Source organism: Brevibacillus sp. LEMMJ03, assembly GCF_007197875.1.
GTDB classification, from domain to species: domain Bacteria; phylum Bacillota; class Bacilli; order Brevibacillales; family Brevibacillaceae; genus Brevibacillus; species Brevibacillus thermoruber.
The window spans coordinates 45,450-63,173 of the sequence record NZ_VKJN01000021.1; the positions used below are offsets into that span (position 1 = coordinate 45,450).

Below are 17,724 nucleotides of genomic sequence, written 5' to 3' on the forward strand. Positions count from 1 at the left end.
CCGTGTTACCCCTCGCCCACCACCAACACTTCCGGATGCATCTCGACGCCGAATTTTTCTTTGATCGTACATCTGATGTGATCCATCAGGGTGAGGACGTCGGCAGCCGTGGCCCCTCCGCGATTGACGATAAAGTTGGCGTGTATCTCAGAGACCTGAGCTCCTCCGATCTGAAAGCCTTTTAACCCGGCCGCCTCGATCAGCCGTCCGGCGTGATCCCCCGGCGGATTGCGGAACACGCTGCCGGCGCACGGCATCTGCAGGGGCTGCGTCTGCCGGCGGCGATCCTTGTACGAAGCCAGCGTGGCCGCAATCTCCTTGCGGTCGCCCTCGCGCAGCCGGAAGCGCGCCTCGAGCACGATCCCCTTGCGCTTTTGCAAGAGAGACGTACGATAGCTGAAGCTCAGCTCTTCATTGCTCAACACCCTTACCTCGCCATTTTCGAAGAGTATCTCGGCTTCTAGTAGAATACGTGAAAGATCTGATCCGTGCGCCCCCGCATTCATGTAGACGGCCCCGCCTACTGTACCAGGAATGCCTCCCGCAAACTCCATACCTGTTAACCCCATCTTGCCTGCCTCCACCGCCAGGCGGATCATGGAATATCCGGCACCCACACACACCTCTTCGCCCCTGAACTCGCAGTGACTCAAGCCCTCAGCCACCTTGAGCACGGCTCCGCGAATCCCTCCGTCCCTCACCAGAAGGTTGGAGCCGCGCCCGATAACACTCCAAGGAATTTCGTGACGATGGATGATTTGCAAGGCTGTCAGCAAGGATGCTTTATCCTTGGGCTGGATTAACAAGTCAGCAGGACCCCCGATCCGCCACGTCGTATGGTTGGCGAGAGGTTCATTGGTCCACACTTTTCCAATACCTGCTTGCCTCAACTCATCTGCGATTTGTTTCATCTGTGAACCTCCTGATACACATGCTAGGTCGGACCTATGTCTTATCACGTGTTTGCTTCATCCTATGCGATCGCCCATAACGGCGTGACAATCGCCCAGACGTCAGTTTTCGCCTCACAGGCTTTTCATCAGCCGATAGATTTCCGTCGCCGCCTGCGGCATGCCCAGCTTGAGCGAGGCGTCCCGCATGGACGTCCAGCGCTCCCGGTCGTCCAGCAGGCCGGTCAGCGACTGGCGCAGCCGCTCGCCTGTCAGCTCCCGCTCCAGGATCACTTCGGCCGCCCCGGCCTTCTCCAGTCCGCGCGCGTTTTTCTCCTGATGGTTGTTGGTCACGTACGGGGACGGGATCAGGATGGCGGGGATGCCCAAGGCGGTGATTTCCGCCAGCGTGGATGCGCCTGCCCGGCTGACCAGCACATGCGTGGCCGCCAGAACATCCGGCATATTGTGGACGAACGGCAGGAGGGAAATGTTGCGCGGCAGGTTTCCCTTTTCCCGCAAGGCGGCGGAAATCGCCTCGTAGTGAACCTCGCCGGTCACGTAGACAAAGTGGGTATCCTCAAATTGCTCCAGTTCCGGCACGATGGCCAGCACCGCTTCGTTGATCGCTTTCGCCCCGCGGCTGCCGCCAAACATGAGGACGATACGCTTGTCCCCGCCGACGCCCAAAAACGAACGGCCCGCCCGCTCGTCTCCGTGCATCACTTCCGTCGCCCGGGGATTGCCGGTCAGCACGCTTTTCGCCCGGGGAAATAACGACAGGGACTCGGCAAACGAGACGGCCACCTTGTCGACGAAACGGGCCAGAAATTTGTTGGTCAGGCCGGGTACCACGTTTTGTTCGTGGATGATGGTGGGAATCCCCAGCCGGGCCGCCGCGTAGACCACGGGACCGCAGACGTAGCCCCCGGTGCCGACGACCACGTCCGGCCGGAAGCTCCGCAGCATCCGTTTCGAAGCGGAGACGGCGCGGAAAAACTTCCACAGCGTCTTCACGTTGTCCAGGGTGAGCTTCCGCTTCAAGCCGGCGATTTCCACCGCTTCAAACGGAATCCCGGCCCGCGGCACGATCTGGGCCTCCAAGCCGTGCTTGCTGCCGATATACAAAAAGGCCGCCTGCGGTTCCTGGCGGGAAACTTCTTTCGCCACCGCAAGCGCCGGGTAAATATGTCCACCTGTGCCTCCGCCTGTGAGGACGACACGCATACGATCACCTTCTATTCTATCTGGAAAAACGCGAAATGTTTAACAGCACGCCGACCCCGGTCAGCATCAGCGTCAGCGACGAGCCGCCGTAGCTTAAAAACGGCAGGGTGATCCCGGTAACCGGAAACATGCCGGTCACCACGCCGACGTTGATGACCACCTGGATCGCGATCATCCCGATGATGCCCAGCGCCAGCAGGCTGCCGAACAAATCCGGCGCCGTAATTGCCGTGCGCATGCCCCGCCACAACAGCAGCAAAAACAAGAGGAGCACCAGCGTTCCGCCCACAAAGCCAAGCTCCTCGGCGATCACCGAGAAAATAAAGTCGTTGTACGGCTCCGGCAGGTAGAAGTGCTTCTGCCGGCTCTGCCCCAGCCCCAGGCCAAACAGTCCGCCGGGACCGATGGCGTACAGGGACTGGATGATCTGGTAACCGGTGTTCAGCGGGTCCTGCCAGGGGTCGAGAAACGAGGTAATCCGCTTGATCCGGTACGGCGCGGACAGGACCAGGCCGACAAACCCGGCCAGGCCGAGCACGCCCAGACCGGCGAAGTGGCTGATCTTTGCCCCGGCGGCGAAAATCATCACCAGCGCGGTTCCCATCAGCACGGTACCCGTCCCGAGGTCGGGCTGCAACATGATCAGGCCGAAACAGACGGCCGGAATCGCCAGCGCGGGAACCAGCCCTTTGCGAAACTGCACGATCTGCTTCTGATTGTCGGAGAGCCAGCGGGCCAAAAAGGCGACGACGCCCAGCTTGGCGAATTCGCCCGGCTGAATCCCGAAGGCGCCGATGCCCAGCCAGCTTTTGGAGCCGTTCACCTCGATGCCGATGACAAGCACCAGGATCAAGAGGCCGATGCTGGCGTAAAACCCGATTTTGGCCCACCGCTTCCAGATCCAGTAGTCCAGGTTCATCGTCAGGTACATGGAGGTGATCCCCAGGAGGGCAAAAATCAACTGCCGCTTGGCAAAGAAAAACGGGTCGTTGAACTTCTGCGCCACGATCGCGCTGGCGCTGTACACCATCACGATGCCTATTCCCAATAAAAAAAGTGTTGCAAAAATAATCACGAAGTCGGGAGCGGAGCGTGACTTGCTCATTGTGACAGGTCATCCTTTCTCGCGCCGTCCTTCGCTGATGGCAGCAACCCTGCTGTATGGGACGGACGTTATGCTAGGCTTGTTCTAAGTCTATGCACAGCGTCCTTAAACATGCTCCCCCGCACTTCGAACGAAGGGAACATGTCCCAGCTTGCGCACGCCGGACTGAGCAGCACCGCGTCGCCCGGCGCGGCCTCGCCGCTGGCGGCAAGAACGGCTTTTTCCACAGTATCGACATGGATGAGCCTGGTAATTCCTGCTTCTTTAGCCCGCTCCAGCAAAATCGGGGCGGTCTGTCCGAGCGCGACCACCGCTTTCACCCGCGGCCCGATGACCGGCACCAGCTCGCGAAAATCCACGCCCCGGTCCAGCCCGCCGCAGATCCAGACGATCGGTTCGTCCAGGGCCTGCAGCGCCCGCGAAGCCGCTTCCGGGTTGGTCGCCTTGGAGTCGTTGTAGTATTTGACGCCGTGAATCGTCGCCACGTACTCCATGCGGTGCTCCACGCCCGGAAAAGTGGAGAGCACCTTGGCGATGGACTGCTTGTCCGCTCCTGCCAGCCTGGTCACCAGCGCGGCTGCCAGGGCGTTGTCCAGATGGGCGACGGACAGGTCGGCCGCGGCCATGATCACGTCCCGCTCCCCCTCCGGCCCGACGAAGACGATGTCCCCGCCGTCCACATATACGCCCTGCGGCACCGGCTGCCGCTTGCTGAAATAGTAGGTGGCCGCCTTGATCTCCCCGCATTTGGCCAGCACGTCCGGCTGGTCGTACGGCAGGATGGCGATGTCGTCCGCCGTCTGGTTGGCAAACAGCTTCAGCTTGGCGGCCAGGTACTCGTCCATCGTGTGATGGTAGTCGAGGTGGGCCGGATACAGGTTCAGAAGCACGCCGATATGCGGCTTGAACGCCTGCGTCCCCATCAGTTGAAAGCTGCTCAGCTCCGCCACCAGGAGCTGGTCCGGGCGGGCCGTTTCGGCGAGCGAGCACAGCACCGTGCCGATGTTGCCCCCCACCAGGGAGTCGATGCCCGCTTCCTTGAGGATCAGCCCGATCAGCGTGGTCGTGGTGGTCTTGCCGTTGGAACCGGTGATGCCGATGATCGGCGCCTGCGAGATGAGGTAGGCCAGCTCCACCTCCGTCACCACCGGGATGCCGAGCGCCAGCGCTTTGGCCACCGGCGGCGCTTCGTAGGGGATGCCCGGGTTTTTCACCACCAGCGCCACGCCTTCGTGAATCAGGTCATCGGGGTGATGCCCGCAGATGACCGGAATGCCGAGCGCTTCCAGTTCGTCGGCTCCGGCCGCTTCCTCGCGCGGCTTTTTGTCGTTGACGACAACATGCGCGCCAAAGCGGTGCAGCAGTTTTGCCACCGCCACACCGCTTTTTGCCATGCCCAACACGACAATGTGCTGATTGTGATAACGTTTCATCGCATTGCCACCACCTCTAGGTACACGCCCAGTCCGGCAAAGATGATGCCCACCAGCCAGAAGGTGACGACAACGCGCCACTCCGACCACCCTGTCAGTTCAAAGTGGTGATGAAGCGGACTCATCCGGAAAATGCGCTTCCCTCTCGTTTTAAAGGAGACGACTTGCAGAATGACGGAGAGCGTCTCCACGACAAACACGCCGCCGATGACGGCCAACAGCAGCTCCGTCTTGGTCATGATCGCGATTCCCGCCAAGGCGCCGCCGAGCGCCAGCGACCCCGTGTCCCCCATGAAGACGCGGGCGGGATGCGCGTTGAAGACGAGAAAGCCGAGAACGGCCCCGACGACGGCCGCACTGAAGATGGCCGTGTCAAAATCCTGGCTGATCCAGGCGATGATGGCGTACGCCCCGAAGGCGATCGCGCCCGTCCCGGCGAGCAGGCCGTCCAGTCCGTCGGTGAGGTTGACGGCATTGGTCGTGCCTACCAAGAGAAACAGCAGAAACGGGAAGTAAAAGAGGCCGAGCTCCAGCTTCCACGGCGTCCCCGGCAGATGCAGCGTCGTATCGTGTCCCATCTGCACCAGGAGGTAATACGCGCCGACGGCCAGGAGGACTTGGCCGGTAAATTTCTGCTTGGCGGTCAGCCCGAGATTCCGCTTCCGGATGATTTTGATGTAGTCATCCAAAAATCCGATCAATCCGTATCCAAGTGTCACCAGCATCAAAAACAGGATTTCCGTAGTGATGTTGGCGAACTTCAGCACGGTAAAAATAAGTGCCATCAGGATAATCGTCCCACCCATGGTGGGAGTCCCTGCCTTTTTTTGGTGGGATTGCGGCCCTTCCTCCCGGATCGCCTGCCCGAATTTCAGGCGGCGCAGCACGGGGATGAACAGCGGACCGATCAGTACGGCAATGAGAAACGCGGCGACGATCGTGACGAGTAGTACATTGTCAGCGAACATGCCCGACCCTCCTTTCTCTGATGCTATTCATGGACGCGTGCCTCTATTCGTTCCGCCGTTCGGCGATGGCCTCCCGGGCCACTTCACGGTCGTCAAACGGCAGCACCTGTCCTTTGATGATTTGGTATGTTTCATGTCCCTTTCCGGCGATCAGGATGACGTCGTCCTGCTTGGCCTGCGCCACGGCGTAGCGGATCGCTTCCCTTCTGTCCACCATGGAGACGTATCGCTCCTTGGCCACTTCGGTGAGGCCCGCCAGCATGTCGTCAATGATCGCCTGCGGATCCTCGGAGCGCGGGTTATCTGACGTTAAGACGGTCAGGTCGGCGTATTTTGTTGCAATCCGCGCCATAATTGGGCGCTTGGTCCTGTCGCGGTCTCCGCCGCAGCCGACCACGCAGAAAATCCGCCCCTTGGCGAACTCCTTGACGGTCGCAAGCGCGTTTTCCAGGCTGTCCGGCGTGTGCGAGTAGTCAACCAGCACGGCAAACGGCTGGCCCGCGTCGACGGGTTCAAACCGCCCGTTTACGCCCGGCACCGCCTCCAGACTCGCCTTGATCTCGTCGAGCGGCACGCCTTCGGCCAGAGCGACGGCGATGGCGGCCAACGCGTTGTAGACGTTGAATTTGCCCACCAGCTTCAGATTGAGCCGGATGGAACCGGCGAAGGTGTGGGCGGTAAACGACGTGCCGCGGCTGGTGATCTCGATCTCGGCGGCCCGCACGTCGGCCGGATTGTCGATGCCGTACGTGATCACCCGGGCGGGTGTAACCCTGGCATACAGCTTCGACGCCTCGTCGTCGGCGTTCAGCACGGCCGTCTTCAACCGGTCGGGATCGTAGCTGTTTCCCAGTTGGGAGAACAGGAGCGACTTGGCGTAGCGGTAGTTCTCCATCGTCTTGTGAAAATCCAGGTGATCCTGCGTCAGGTTGGTAAAGACTGCGGTATGTACGTCGCAGCCGCGTACGCGCCCCTGCTCCAGGGCGTGGGAGGACACCTCGATGATCGCGTATTCCGTGTCGACATCGCGCATGCGGCGAAAAGCGTGCTGCAGGTCCAGCGCGTCCGGCGTGGTGTTTTTCACCTCTTCGGTGACATCGCCGATCCGCATGTGAATGGTGCCGATCAGCCCCGTGCGCTTGTTCTGGTCGCGCAGGATCTTGTCGATCAGATGGGTGGTGGTCGTCTTGCCGTTGGTTCCGGTCACCCCGATCAGCTTCAGCTCCCGCGTAGGCGACCCGTAAAAACGGTCAGCCAGCATAGCCATTGCCCGGCGGGTATCCGGTACCCGGACAACGGTCGCTGGCACGTCCACATCCTGTTCCGCGAGCACGGCGACGGCTCCGTTTTCCACCGCCTGCGCCGCGAAGGCATGACCATCCACGGTGAAGCCTGTCAGACAGACAAACAAGCAGCCGGGCTGTACTTTGCGTGAGTCTGCCGTCAATCCTGTAATCTCCAAGCTGTCGTCTCCCGTTACCCGCACCGGCAACAGAGGAGCAAGCAGATCCCGTAACAGCATAAAACAGGCACCCCATTCTCTCCCTATTATAGACAAAAGCCTTGCGATTTCTACAAAACGCGGCGGGTGAGGCTCCCGTGAAGCCTCCCCACCCCGCTTCCGAAATCTCATTGTATAGCTAATCGGCCGATTTGTCACCCAGATGGATACGAATTTTTGAGCCTTCCTCGATTTTTACTCCCGGGGCAGGCGACTGGCTGATCACGTGGGATCCCTTGCCGGAGACGACCAGCGGCAGCGTGTCGTAGGTGGTGACTACTTCCTGCATCGAAAGTCCCACCATGTTGGGTACTTCCACGTAACGCGTCTGGCCGAGGGCGGGATTGTACTCCCGCGCGATGCCGTTCTTCCGTTTCGGCACGCCCATATGCTGCAGCGACGATTCGATAATGCTTTTGACGCTTGGCGCGGCGATCAGCCCCCCGAAGGCGAGCGCCTTGGGGTTGTCGACGGCGAAATAGACCAGAATCTGGGGGTCGTCCGCCGGCGCGAAGCCGATAAAGGAGACGATGTACTCCCCGTTAACGTACCTGCCGTTTTTTACCTTCTGCGCCGTACCGGTCTTGCCGCCGACGCGGTAGCCCTCGATGTACGCCTTGTTCCCCGTTCCGCGCGCCACGACGCTCTCCAGCGCGTAGCGAACCTTGGCGGATGTCTCGGGCGTGATCACCTGGCGCACCTCGGTGGGAAGCGTCCTGCCCACCACGTCATGGGTCACGCTGTCCCGCCACTCTTTGGCCACATACGGCTTCATCAGCTTGCCGCCGTTGATCGCCGCAGCCACGGCGGCCATCTGCTGGATCGGCGTGACGGACACGCCCTGGCCGAACGAAGTGGTGCCCAATTCCACCGGCCCCACCCGGTTCATGTTGAACAGCAGGCCGTTTTCCTCCCCGATCAGATCGATGCCCGTCTTTTGCCCAAAGCCAAACTTTTTGATGTAGTCAAACAGCCGCTCCTTTTGCAGCCGCTGCCCCATCGTCACAAACCCCGGGTTGCAGGAGTTTTCCACCACTTCCAGCATGGTTTCCTGGCCGTGCCCCTGCCGTTTCCAGCAGCGCAGCCGCTTTCCGGCGACGACGATGTAGCCCGGATCGTAGAACCCTTCGTTCAGGCTGACCACGCCTTCGTTCAGCGCGGCGGCCAGGGTCACGATCTTGAACGTTGATCCGGGCTCATACGTCTTCCAGATCGGCAGGTTGCGGTTGTACACCTCGGACGGATAGTCTTTGTAACGGTCGGGCTGAAAGGTGGGGCGGCTGCCCATGCCGAGAATCTCGCCCGTCTTTGGATTCATGGCGATCGCCAGCACGTCGTCAGGCTGATAGGCGACCATCGCCTGATCCAGTTCCCGCTCGATAAACAACTGAATCGTGCTGTCGATGGTCAGGTACATGTCCATCCCGTCAACCGGGGCGATATACTGCTCCTCCCCGCCGGGCATCGTCTTTCCCCGCGCGTCGGCCAGGTACGAAACGTAACCGGGCTGGCCTTTGAGATACTCGTCGTACAAGCGTTCCAGACCGGTCAGTCCCTGGTTGTCGATCCCGGTAAAACCGAGCAGATGGGCGGCCATCGTGCCGTGCGGATAGAAGCGCTGGGTATCTTCCACCACCTCGATGCCGGGCAGGTTCAGCTCCTGAATCTGCTTGGCTTTCTCCGTGGAGATTTTCCGTCCTCCCGGCACGCGGTTAATCATCTCTCGTTTCGTAATGTCCTTGTAGACCTTTTCTTCGTCCTGGCCCAAAATGACCGCCAGCTTCCGCGCCGTCTCGCGCGCATCTTCCAGTTGGACCGGGATGGCCATGACCGTGGGAACGCTGATGTTGGTGACCAGTTCGTCGCCGTTGCGGTCGAGAATGCGTCCCCGCTTGGCTTCGAACGGAATGTTGCGGTTCCACAGCTTCAACGCCTTGTCCTGCAGCCAAGGCCCCTGCACCAGTTGCACGTATCCGAGACGGGTGATCAGCGCGGTGTACAGGACGATGCCGATCACCAAGGCGACAAAAATGCGGCGGCGCACAGTTACATTGGATACCCGCAAAGCGAGTCCCCCCTCACGGCGTAGGTTGTCTCTTTCCTACCCTATTCGCGGGGGGGACGGGTTAGAACTTACGGCGCCGGGGTTGTACCGCCTGCCGGGACGGCGCCGGCATCCGGCTGTCTGCCCGGCGGGACTTGACCTGCCGAGCCGGCTGTGCCCTCTGCCGCCGAAACCGGCGCGGTTGACGCGGCTCCCGATGCCCCGCCGGGCGGGGCGCCTCCTGTCGGCGCTCCGGTCGCGGCGGGCGTCTGCGGCAGTTGGGAAGCGGGCTGCAGCGTTACCTGCAGCTTTTCGCCTCCGTTGAGCACGGTGCCGGGCTTGATGCTCTGCTGGGTGACAAAACCGGTCCCGACCTGCGTGACCTGGATGTTCAAGAGCGAGGCGAACTCCATCACGTCACGCAGCGACCTGCCGGTAAAGTCCGGCATTTTCGCCCCTTTGACCCGATCCGTCACGAGGATCACGCGGGTGCCGGGGGGCACTTTTTCATAAGCGGCCGGGAACTGGCTGACGATCTTCGTGCCGGTTCCGACCACGTTCACGTCCAACTGGTCCTGCTGGGCCCGAAGCTGTGCGGCCGTCGTGGACATGCCGACCAGTTTGGGCACCGTCAGCTCCTTGACGGGCTGTACCGGCGTCAGGGAAGCGGCCGCCGCGGTCGTCTTGTCCGACGCCTGCTGCACCTGCTGCAGGTCGGGCTTTAGCTGCAGATACTGCAGGCTGCGCCCCATGACGGATGTAAAGATCGGCGCCACCACCTTGGCGCCCCACGTCCGATACGACTCGCCCACCTGCGGGTCGTCCACCACGACGTAGACGAGCAGGCGCGGATTGTCCTTGGGCGCAAAGCCGATGAAGGAGACGATGTAGTGGCCTTCCATGACCTGACCGTTGTCCGGGTTGTACTTCTGCGCCGTACCGGTCTTTCCGGCGACGTGATAGCCTTCGATCTTGTACGCTTTCCCCGTACCCTCATCGGCTGTGACGACCGTCTCCAGAATGTCGCGCACCTGCTTGGCGGTCGATTCCGTCACCACCCGGCGGACCACTTCCCGCTCGTTGCGCTTGACCACCGCGCCGGTGTTGGGATCGCGCAGTTCCTTGACGATGTGCGGCTTCAAAAGCTCGCCGCCGTTGGCGATCGCTCCCACCGCCATCACCTGCTGGATGGCCGTCACCGTCACCCCCTGGCCAAAGGTGGTAACCGCGACGTCGCGGGGCGAACGCGGATTTTCGAGGTTGTTCAGGTTGCCGGCCTTTTCGTTTGGCAGCTCGATGCCGGTAAGCTGGCCCATCCCGAAGTCCTTGAAGTACTTTTTCAGACGGTCCTGCTTCAGCCGGTCGTACCCCAGGATGACAAAGGCGACGTTGCTGGAGCGCTGCACGCCTTTGAGGAAGGTGATCGTGCCCCAGCCGGCCCCGTTGTTGTGGTCGCGGATCGGCGGACCGGGAATTTTCCTGTATGTACCCGACTGGTAGGTTTCATTCGGGTTGAACAGTCCCTCTTCGATGGCGGCCGCCAGCGTGATGATCTTGAACGTGGAGCCCGGTTCAAACATGCTCGTGACGGCGTGGTTGGTGTAGTTGGGAATCCCTTTGTAATACTCGTTGGGGTTGAACTGCGGCCGGTTGCCCATGGCCAGGATTTCGCCCGTGTTGGGATCGCTCACGACCACCGTCATGCCCTTCGGCTTGAACTCCTGTTCCGCCTTGTCCAGCGCCTGCTCCACGTAGCCCTGGATCGTCCGGTCGATCGTCAGGTAGACGTTGAGGCCGTCCTTGGCCGGTTTGTACTTGCGCTCCCCGTCCGGGAGCTGATATCCCAGCCTGTCCGTCAGCACCTGCATCTCGCCCTTTTCGCCGCGCAGTTCCTTGTCCAACTGCAGCTCGATGCCCATGCGCGGCGTGCCTTCAAAGTCCAGATAGCCGAGGACGTGGGTGGCAAAGCTGTCGTTGGGGTAATAGCGGCGGGTGGTTTCGATCAGCGTGATGCCGGGAAGCTGGTTCTCATCCACCTTTTGCCCGTTCGGCAGCGTCGGGTACTGCAGGGCGAGAATGCGGTTGCGCTGTTCTTCCGTAATCTTGTTGCCCCAGCGGCCCAGTTCCACCACTTTGGCGGTGGGGTTCGTCAGGTATTTGAGCAGTTTGTCCACCGGCGCGTTCAGAATGGGCGCCAGTCTGGAGGCTGTGTAGTACGGGTCTTTGACGTAATCCTGGTCCTTCTCGTCCTGCGGCTTCAGCCTGGCGTTTACCGTGTACGCCTTGCCTTCGAAGGCCAGCTTCTCGCCGTTGCGGTCGAGAATCTCTCCCCGCTTGGGCTTCAGCGTTTTTTCCATGTCGTCCCATTGGATTTTGGCGTAGTCCAAAAGCTTTGCCGCTTCCACGGTCTGAAGCCACCAGAGGCGCACCGTCAGGCCGGAAAACAGCAAGATGGTGCAGAGCGCCAGAAGCAGGATCCGCCAGTTGACGCGTCGTTTCGTGTCCATGCCCTCTCCCTCCAACACGACGGATGATGGCCGCCCCGCCGTGCAGGGGGGGCGGCTAAAAAGAAAAGCTTCTCCGATCCCCTGTCGGTGAAGCTGATGTCAGCATGTTGAACCTGTGAGTACGGCCGTATCCGCATGTCCCCGTCAGGAATTCGTTTTCGGCGGAGCGGGCTGTTTCGTCTTCGCATTTTGGTCATTCGGCATGGGCCCGTTCGCCGGACTCGTCTGCGGCGATCCCTGCCGCGCGGACTTCCCCTTGGGTTGACCGATGAGGTGCACGGCTTCCGGATTGTAAACCATTCCCATTTTTTGCGCTTCCCTGAGAATCCGGTCGCTGTTGCTCAACTGCTCGACCTGCAGCAGCAGCGCGGCGTTTTGCTCCTTCGTCTCCTTGATCTCTTTTTTCAGGCGCTGGATTTCGTAGTTGTACTGCGAGATTTGCGAGTAACGGACGCCGACCAGACCCACTCCCGCCACGATCAGCGAGATCAACAGCAGGTACAGCAGCTTTTCCTTGGTCGGAATGGACGGTTTGATGCGGATGGTTCGCTTGGTTTTGGTCACGGTGCGCGACTTTTCCAGTTCCACCGCAAGATTTCCCCGGTAGTAGTAGCTCATCTCGGTCTCCCTCCTTTGCGTGCAAGCCCGCGGGGCCTTACAGTTTTTCCGCCACCCGCAGCTTGGCCGAACGGGCCCGCGGATTGGCCGCCAATTCCGCTTCCGAAGGCAGAATCGGCTTTCTCGTTATGATTTTGACAGACGCCTGGTTCCCGCACGTGCAGACGGGAAACGACGGCGGACAGGTGCAGCCTTTGGCAAAATCCTGAAACACCTGCTTGCAGATCCGATCCTCCAGCGAATGAAACGTGATGACGCTGACTCTCCCCTGGGGCCGAAGCAGGCCGATCGCGTCCACGACCGCCTCGCGGAATGCATCCAGCTCGTCGTTGACCGCGATCCGGATGGCCTGAAACGTGCGCTTCGCCGGGTGGGGTCCACTCCGGCGGGCCGCCGCCGGAATCGCTTCCTTGATCAGCTCCACCAGCTCCCCGGTCGTCCGCACAGGGGCGTGTTTGCGCCGCTGTACGATTTGCCGGGCAATTCGCCGCGAAAATTTCTCTTCGCCGTACTCCCAGATGATCCGGGCCAGCTCTTCCTCGTCCCACTCGTTGACGACGTCGTAGGCGGACAGCGGCGCATCCTGATCCATCCGCATGTCCAGCGGCGCATCGGCATTGTAGCTGAAGCCGCGCTCCCCCTCGTCCAACTGGGGGGAGGAGACCCCCAGGTCAAACAGCACGCCGTCCACGCCGTCCAACCCGAGGTCGTTCACGACGTCTCGGATCCGGCGAAAGTTGCTTTTGACCAGCGTCACCTTATCGATGTAGGGAGCCAGCCGTTCGCGGGCGTTGTCCAGCGCCCAGTCGTCCTGGTCGATGGCGATCAGGCGTCCGCCTGCGCCCAGCCGGGACGCGATCAGGCTGCTGTGTCCCGCTCCGCCCAACGTGCAGTCCACATAGACGCCATCCGGCCGGATGTTCAGCCCGTCTACGGCTTCCTCCCTGAGTACGGTCACATGATGAAACGACAAAGGTTGTCACTCCCGATTCAAACGCGTAAGAAAAGGGTTGGCTGCCTTTTCAAACCGGATATTTTGCGCTGCCTGGACTCATGCTGTTACAAGTTGAAATCCACCAGCTTTTCGGCAATGTCCCCAAACGAACCCTCCGACTGAGCGAAGTACTCTTCCCAGCGCTCCTTGCTCCAGATCTCCACGCGGTTGGAGACGCCGATGACGACGCACTCCTTTTGGATGTCGGCGTACTGGCGCAAGGTGGGCGGTATGTTTACCCTTCCCTGCTTGTCCCACTCGCATTCGGTCGCGCCGGAAAAGAAGAACCGCGTGAAGGCGCGGGCGTCGGCCTTGGTAAAAGGGAGCGTCTTCAGCCGCTCCTCCAGCACTTTCCACTCTTCCATCGGGTAGACAAACAAACATTGATCGAGGCCGCGGGTAATGACGAAGGACGTGCCGAGCCCTTCACGGAATTTGGCGGGGATGGTCAATCGGCCTTTTTCATCGATGCTGTGCTGATATTCACCCATGAACACGGCCGCTTCCCCCACTTTCCTCCCACTGGGCTCCACTTTCCCCCACTTTTCCCCACTTGCTGCCTAGTTGTTATTATAAAAAAAAATCCTGCTTTTGTAAGCAGGATTTTTTCGCTGATTTTCTCGCCGGACTTGGACGGGTTTCGCGGGTTATTCGACCCAACTGTCCAGGTAGGCTTTCTGTTCCTCGGTCAGTTTGTCGATGCCGATTCCCAGCGCCTCCAGCTTGTAGCGCGCCACCATTTCGTCCAGCTCGTACGGAACGTTCAGCACGCGCTTGCCGATCGATTGGTAGTTTTTGTTTACGTATTCCAGGGAGACCGCCTGGAGGGCAAACGTCATGTCCATGATTTCCGCCGGGTGGCCGTCGCCCGCCGCCAGGTTGACGAGGCGTCCTTCCGCCAAGAGGTACAGTTTTCGACCGTCCGCCATGACAAATTCCTCGATGTCTTTGCGGACCGTGCGCTTCGATTTCGACAGTGCTTCCAGCTCCACCTTGTTCACTTCGACATCGAAGTGGCCGGCATTGGAGAGGATCGCCCCGTCTTTCATCACTTCGAAGTGCTCTTTGCGGATGACGTCGCGGTTGCCGGTAACGGTGACGAAGTAGTCGCCGTGCTTGGCCGCTTCGCTCATCGGCATCACTTCAAAGCCGTCCATGTACGCTTCGACCGCCTTGATCGCGTCCACTTCGGTCACGATCACTTTCGCCCCGAGGCCTTTGGCGCGCATCGCCACGCCTTTGCCGCACCAGCCGTAGCCGACGACGACCACGGTTTTGCCGGCGACGACCAGGTTCGTCGTGCGGTTGATGCCGTCCCAGACGGACTGCCCGGTACCGTAGCGGTTGTCAAACAGGTATTTGCAGAACGCGTCGTTGACCGCCACCATCGGGAATTCCAGCTTGCCCTCTTTTTCCAGCGCTTTCAGTCGCAGGATCCCGGTGGTCGTCTCCTCCGCGCCGCCGCGAATCTGGGCGAGCAGATCGCGGCGCTCGCTGTGCAGGATGGTCACCAGGTCGCCGCCGTCGTCTATGATCAGGTCCGGCCGGGTCTCCAGCGTTTTGATCAGGTGCTCCTTGTACTCGGCCGGCGCCGGATTGTACTTGGCAAATACGCGGATGCCGTCTTCCACCAGGGCCGCGCAGACGTCGTCCTGCGTGGAGAGCGGGTTGGAACCGGTAATCGTCACTTCGGCGCCGCCCGCCTGAATCACTTTGGCGAGGTACGCCGTCTTCGCCTCGAGGTGAAGCGAGATGGCCACTTTCAGGCCGGCAAACGGCTTTTCTTTTTCAAACCGCTCCCGGATGCGGTTCAATACCGGCATGTGCTCCTTGACCCAATCGATCTTCAGATGACCGCTGGGCGCGAGCGACATGTCTTTTACAATGCTTTCAGAAACCATCGTCATGACTGATGAACCTCCTTCATCTCAAAACACCTTACGTCCTATCTTATCATACGCATTTGCGGCCATCATCCCCCAATTCCCGTCGGTTCCACATTTGCCATGTGCCGCCAGCAATCCGGACTATTCCGCTTTGTCTTTGGTGCTTCACACGACGATTATACCTCCATTTGCCCGCCCGTCAACAGTTCCACAAAGCGGCGCAGCGCCTGCGGCATCCATTTCTTCTTGTGGTAGACGATCTGCCGGTAGACGCGGATGTCGGGATGGGAGAACGGCAGGATGGCCAGCGTGCCTTTGCGCGCCTCTTCCTCCACGGCGATCCGGGGCACCAGGGCGATGCCCAGACCGTACGCCACGCACTGCTTGATCGCTTCCAGGCTGCCGAACTCCAGCGCGTTCTCAATCGTCGCGCCGCAGTCGCGCAGCACCGCTTCCAGCATCGAGCGGTAGCTGCAGCCCGCCTCGGTAAAAATCTAGTTCTCTCCGGAAAAGTCGGCCGCCTCCACCCGCTCCCGGCGGGCCAGCGGATGATCGGGGGCAGCGATGACCACCAGCGACTCCTCCCCCAGGTTGATACAGGTCAGCTCCGGCTGGCACTGCAGCCCATCCAGCACCACGGCAAAATCGTAGGTCCCCTCCTTTACGCCCTGGCGCAGGTCGTGGCAGATACCCGGATGCAGCATGACGCGCATGCGCGGCTGTTCCTGCCGAAACCGGCGCAGGATCGGCGGCAGGTAAAAGGCGGCCAGCGATTCCACCGTGCCGATGGACAGCGTCCCGGCCAACTGCGCCTGTTCCGAAAGCTGGGCGCGCGCCTCGTCCAAGAGCGCCAGCATCTGCTCGCTGTAGGCCAGGAGCGCTTCGCCGGAATGCGTCAGCCTGATTTTCCGTCCCCAGCGCTCAAACAGGACGACGCCGAACTCCTGCTCCAGGTTTTGAATCTGCGTCGTGACGCTCGACTGCGCGTAGCCCAGCACTTCTGCGGCGCGGGTAAAACTCTGCCACTTGGCCACTTCGCGAAAGGTTTGCAGATAGCGGATATCCATGGCTTCCTCCTTTTTATCGAAAAGTCCGATTCAAACTATCAAATATTATAGATAACTCCGATGATACGGTCTATGCTACACTACGTGTGCATATGACACTGTGCAAAGTGAGGGATCGCCCATGGAGAAAACGTCGGCGAACGCGGCCGGTCTGTCGAAGACGCTGTCGCTGCCGCAAATCGTCGCGCTGTACATCGGGGCCGTCCTCGGGTCGGGGGTGCTGTTGATCCCCGGAATGGCCGCCGAAAAGGCCGGCCCCGCCTCTATCCTGGCCTGGCTGTTCATGTCGGTGCTGGTGGTGCCGATGGCCGTGACCATGGGACTGCTGTCCGCCCGCTATCCCAGTTCCGGCGGGGTCTCCACGTTTGTGCGGATGGCCTACGGCGACCGCTTCGGCAACATGGTCGGCTGGTTTTTCCTGCTGTCCGTGCCGATCGGCGCCCCGATCGTCGCGGTGACCGCTTCCAAATACGCGGCCGTCCTCCTCAAGTGGAGCGACGCGCATGTGTACGCGATGGCGGCGCTCATCCTGCTCACCGTCCTGATCATGAACACGTTTGGCCTGCAGGTGGCCAGCCGCGTGCAGACCGCGGTGGTGGCGCTGATTCTGGCGATTCTGGTGCTGGCCGTCGCCGCCGCGCTGCCGCATGCGTCCGTTTCCCACTTCACCCCGTTTGCCCCCCACGGCTGGCTGAGTGTGATAAAGGCGGCGGGATTATTGTTCTGGTGCTTCATCGGCTGGGAGGCGGTGACGCACCTCTCCGAAGAATTTGTCGATCCTCGAACAAACGCCATTCGCGGCGTGCTGTGGAGCGCCGGCATCGTGGCCCTGCTGTACGCGGCCGTGGCGCTGATGACGGTGGCCACCCACAGCTACGGCAACGGCTTGTCGGAGGCCTCGCTCAGCGTGATGGTGCAGTTGTCGTTCGGACCGGTCGGCGGGTGGGCCGTGGCGGTCACCGCCCTGTTTATCTGCGTCGCGTCGGTGAATGCCTACATCGGGGCCGCTTCCCGGATCGCCTATGCCCTGTCCCGGGAAGGGAGCGCTCCCCGCTGGTTCGGCCGCCTGCACGCCACCTACCGGACGCCGGTGGGGGGATTGGCCTTCCTGGCGTGCTGCTTTGCCGCCGTTCTCGGCGTGCTGTTCCTGGGATGGGTCGATCTCGCCCGGCTGATCGAACTGCCCAACGCCACGTTTTTTGCCACCTACATCGGCGGGTGTATCGCCGGCGTGCGCCTCCTGCACGACAGCCGGATCGGCCGGGCGGCCGCGTGGACGTCGCTGGCGGTCACGGTCACCCTCTACCCGTTTCTGGGATGGTCGGCCCTGTATCCGCTGGTGATCGCCGCCGCCCTCCTGCTGTGGGAAACGCGAAAAAAAGAGTAAGGCGTGCTTCGCCTTACTCTGAGTGTGTAGACAAAGTGACTGCTGGGGGGAGAAGCACGTTTCCGGCTTCCGCTCCATGCTCGCCCAGCAGGGAAGC

At 61.0% G+C, this 17,724-nt stretch carries 13 protein-coding genes and 1 pseudogene; 1 reads left to right on the forward strand and 13 read right to left on the reverse strand.

Annotation, left to right across the window (positions count from 1 at the left end):
- Positions 1-5: 5 nt before the first annotated feature.
- The 13 genes and pseudogenes from murB to FOI68_RS20140 all read right to left on the reverse strand — a co-directional run bounded on the left by murB (position 6) and on the right by FOI68_RS20140 (position 16,240).
- Positions 6-911 carry a UDP-N-acetylmuramate dehydrogenase gene (gene murB, locus FOI68_RS20080; protein ID WP_044899398.1) on the reverse strand — a complete coding sequence of 302 codons (906 nt, stop codon included), beginning with the start codon at positions 909-911 and terminating at the stop codon, positions 6-8.
- Between the two features lie 114 nt (positions 912-1,025).
- Positions 1,026-2,117 carry an undecaprenyldiphospho-muramoylpentapeptide beta-N-acetylglucosaminyltransferase gene (murG, locus tag FOI68_RS20085; protein WP_044899397.1) on the reverse strand — a complete coding sequence of 364 codons (1,092 nt, stop codon included), beginning with the start codon at positions 2,115-2,117 and terminating at the stop codon, positions 1,026-1,028.
- Positions 2,118-2,133: 16 nt separating this feature from the next.
- Entirely contained in the window at positions 2,134-3,222 is a 1,089-nt protein-coding gene (spoVE, locus tag FOI68_RS20090; RefSeq protein WP_035295233.1) for a stage V sporulation protein E, read from the reverse strand.
- A gap of 68 nt (positions 3,223-3,290) precedes the next feature.
- Positions 3,291-4,655 carry a UDP-N-acetylmuramoyl-L-alanine--D-glutamate ligase gene (murD, locus tag FOI68_RS20095; protein ID WP_044899396.1) on the reverse strand — a complete coding sequence of 455 codons (1,365 nt, stop codon included), beginning with the start codon at positions 4,653-4,655 and terminating at the stop codon, positions 3,291-3,293.
- A complete protein-coding gene (gene mraY, locus FOI68_RS20100; protein WP_029099949.1) occupies positions 4,652-5,623 on the reverse strand; it encodes a phospho-N-acetylmuramoyl-pentapeptide-transferase in 972 nt (323 codons plus the stop codon). The genes murD and mraY overlap by 4 nt, the downstream gene beginning before the upstream one ends.
- Positions 5,624-5,666: 43 nt before the next feature.
- Positions 5,667-7,145 (reverse strand): UDP-N-acetylmuramoyl-L-alanyl-D-glutamate--2,6-diaminopimelate ligase, encoded by a 1,479-nt coding sequence (locus FOI68_RS20105; protein ID WP_143864098.1) that lies wholly within the window; start codon positions 7,143-7,145, stop codon positions 5,667-5,669.
- Between the two features lie 118 nt (positions 7,146-7,263).
- Positions 7,264-9,189 carry a stage V sporulation protein D gene (locus FOI68_RS20110; protein ID WP_143864099.1) on the reverse strand — a complete coding sequence of 642 codons (1,926 nt, stop codon included), beginning with the start codon at positions 9,187-9,189 and terminating at the stop codon, positions 7,264-7,266.
- A gap of 68 nt (positions 9,190-9,257) precedes the next feature.
- Positions 9,258-11,675 carry a penicillin-binding protein gene (locus FOI68_RS20115; protein ID WP_143864100.1) on the reverse strand — a complete coding sequence of 806 codons (2,418 nt, stop codon included), beginning with the start codon at positions 11,673-11,675 and terminating at the stop codon, positions 9,258-9,260.
- A 144-nt stretch (positions 11,676-11,819) separates the two neighbouring features.
- Entirely contained in the window at positions 11,820-12,293 is a 474-nt protein-coding gene (ftsL, locus tag FOI68_RS20120) for a cell division protein FtsL (protein ID WP_081656566.1), read from the reverse strand.
- Between the two features lie 37 nt (positions 12,294-12,330).
- The gene (gene rsmH, locus FOI68_RS20125; RefSeq protein WP_035295244.1) at positions 12,331-13,266 is read right to left on the reverse strand and encodes a 16S rRNA (cytosine(1402)-N(4))-methyltransferase RsmH; all 936 of its coding nucleotides are present in this window, start codon (positions 13,264-13,266) and stop codon (positions 12,331-12,333) included.
- Positions 13,267-13,352: 86 nt separating this feature from the next.
- Positions 13,353-13,784, reverse strand: coding sequence for a division/cell wall cluster transcriptional repressor MraZ (gene mraZ, locus FOI68_RS20130; RefSeq protein WP_029099944.1), 432 nt, complete (start codon positions 13,782-13,784; stop codon positions 13,353-13,355).
- A 150-nt stretch (positions 13,785-13,934) separates the two neighbouring features.
- Complete coding sequence (locus FOI68_RS20135; RefSeq protein WP_035295246.1) at positions 13,935-15,194, reverse strand: adenosylhomocysteinase; 1,260 nt, start codon at positions 15,192-15,194, stop codon at positions 13,935-13,937.
- 155 nt (positions 15,195-15,349) lie between these two features.
- Positions 15,350-16,240 (reverse strand): annotated as a pseudogene (locus tag FOI68_RS20140) (LysR family transcriptional regulator).
- A 121-nt stretch (positions 16,241-16,361) separates the two neighbouring features.
- Between FOI68_RS20140 and FOI68_RS20145 the strand changes: the two are divergent.
- The gene (locus FOI68_RS20145) at positions 16,362-17,627 is read left to right on the forward strand and encodes an APC family permease (protein WP_029099941.1); all 1,266 of its coding nucleotides are present in this window, start codon (positions 16,362-16,364) and stop codon (positions 17,625-17,627) included.
- Positions 17,628-17,724 lie beyond the last annotated feature (97 nt).